The 1117-nt window shown below is 47.4% G+C and carries 9 tRNA genes and 1 rRNA gene; all 10 read right to left on the bottom strand.

The window, feature by feature from the left end:
• Window positions 1-58 precede the first annotated feature (58 nt).
• Window positions 59-134: transfer RNA gene (locus P4V41_RS20435), tRNA-Ala, on the bottom strand.
• 20 nt (window positions 135-154) lie between these two features.
• Window positions 155-231, bottom strand: a tRNA-Pro gene (locus P4V41_RS20430).
• Between the two features lie 9 nt (window positions 232-240).
• A tRNA-Arg gene (locus P4V41_RS20425) sits at window positions 241-317 on the bottom strand.
• A gap of 7 nt (window positions 318-324) precedes the next feature.
• A tRNA-Leu gene (locus tag P4V41_RS20420) sits at window positions 325-413 on the bottom strand.
• 20 nt (window positions 414-433) lie between these two features.
• Window positions 434-508: transfer RNA gene (locus P4V41_RS20415), tRNA-Gly, on the bottom strand.
• Window positions 509-535: 27 nt separating this feature from the next.
• Window positions 536-619, bottom strand: a tRNA-Leu gene (locus tag P4V41_RS20410).
• Window positions 620-628: 9 nt separating this feature from the next.
• Window positions 629-704: transfer RNA gene (locus P4V41_RS20405), tRNA-Lys, on the bottom strand.
• Between the two features lie 8 nt (window positions 705-712).
• Window positions 713-788, bottom strand: a tRNA-Thr gene (locus P4V41_RS20400).
• Window positions 789-801: 13 nt separating this feature from the next.
• Window positions 802-877: transfer RNA gene (locus P4V41_RS20395), tRNA-Val, on the bottom strand.
• A gap of 12 nt (window positions 878-889) precedes the next feature.
• Window positions 890-1005, bottom strand: a 5S ribosomal RNA gene (rrf, locus tag P4V41_RS20390).
• Window positions 1006-1117: the final 112 nt, after the last annotated feature.

Raw genomic sequence — 1117 nt, 5'->3', positions numbered from 1 at the left:
GTTTTCAAAGAACTTTTTTGCAATAAAAAAGAAAATGTCAGAAACATTTTCTGAAAAATGGTGGAGCTTAGCGGGATCGAACCGCTGACCTCCTGCGTGCAAGGCAGGCGCTCTCCCAGCTGAGCTAAAGCCCCAAATAACATATTCGTTATAATGGTCGGGAAGACAGGATTTGAACCTGCGACCCCCTGGTCCCAAACCAGGTGCTCTACCAAGCTGAGCCACTTCCCGTAAAAAACATGGCGCGCCCTGAGAGATTCGAACTCCCGACCTTTTGATTCGTAGTCAAACACTCTATCCAGCTGAGCTAAGGGCGCATGTATGTGGTGCCGAGGACCGGAATCGAACCGGTACGGTAGTCACCTACCGCAGGATTTTAAGTCCTGTGCGTCTGCCAGTTCCGCCACCCCGGCACATACAATAACAATAACTTTGGAGCGGAAGACGGGATTCGAACCCGCGACCCCAACCTTGGCAAGGTTGTATTCTACCACTGAACTACTTCCGCAAACTTATTTAATTATCAAATGGAAATTGGTGCGGGTGAAGGGACTCGAACCCCCACGTCAAAGACACTAGATCCTAAGTCTAGCGCGTCTGCCAATTCCGCCACACCCGCGTGTATAAATGGTGAGCCATGAAGGACTCGAACCTTCGACCCTCTGATTAAAAGTCAGATGCTCTACCAACTGAGCTAATGGCTCGTGCAAAATGGTGCCGGCTAGAGGACTTGAACCCCCAACCTACTGATTACAAGTCAGTTGCTCTACCAATTGAGCTAAACCGGCAAGTAAGAATAAATGGTGGAGGATGACGGGTTCGAACCGCCGACCCCCTGCTTGTAAGGCAGGTGCTCTCCCAGCTGAGCTAATCCTCCATTTTATATCTAGCCTAGCAACGTCCTACTCTAACAGGGGGAAACCCCCAACTACCATCGGCGCTAAAGAGCTTAACTTCCGTGTTCGGTATGGGAACGGGTGTGACCTCTTTGCCATCATCACTAGACCAGATTAGCGAGTTATTTTTTATCTCGACAAGATAAAATTATACTCTATGTAATTCTTAAAAGCAAGAGAAATTTTTAATGATTTTCATCATTTTTTATGTTCTCTCAAAA

The organism is Fictibacillus nanhaiensis (genome assembly GCF_036213205.1).
In the GTDB taxonomy this organism is placed as follows: domain Bacteria; phylum Bacillota; class Bacilli; order Bacillales; family Fictibacillaceae; genus Fictibacillus; species Fictibacillus nanhaiensis_E.
The sequence above is the reverse complement of the archived record's forward strand: the minus strand, read 5'-3'. Positions and strand labels throughout refer to the sequence as shown.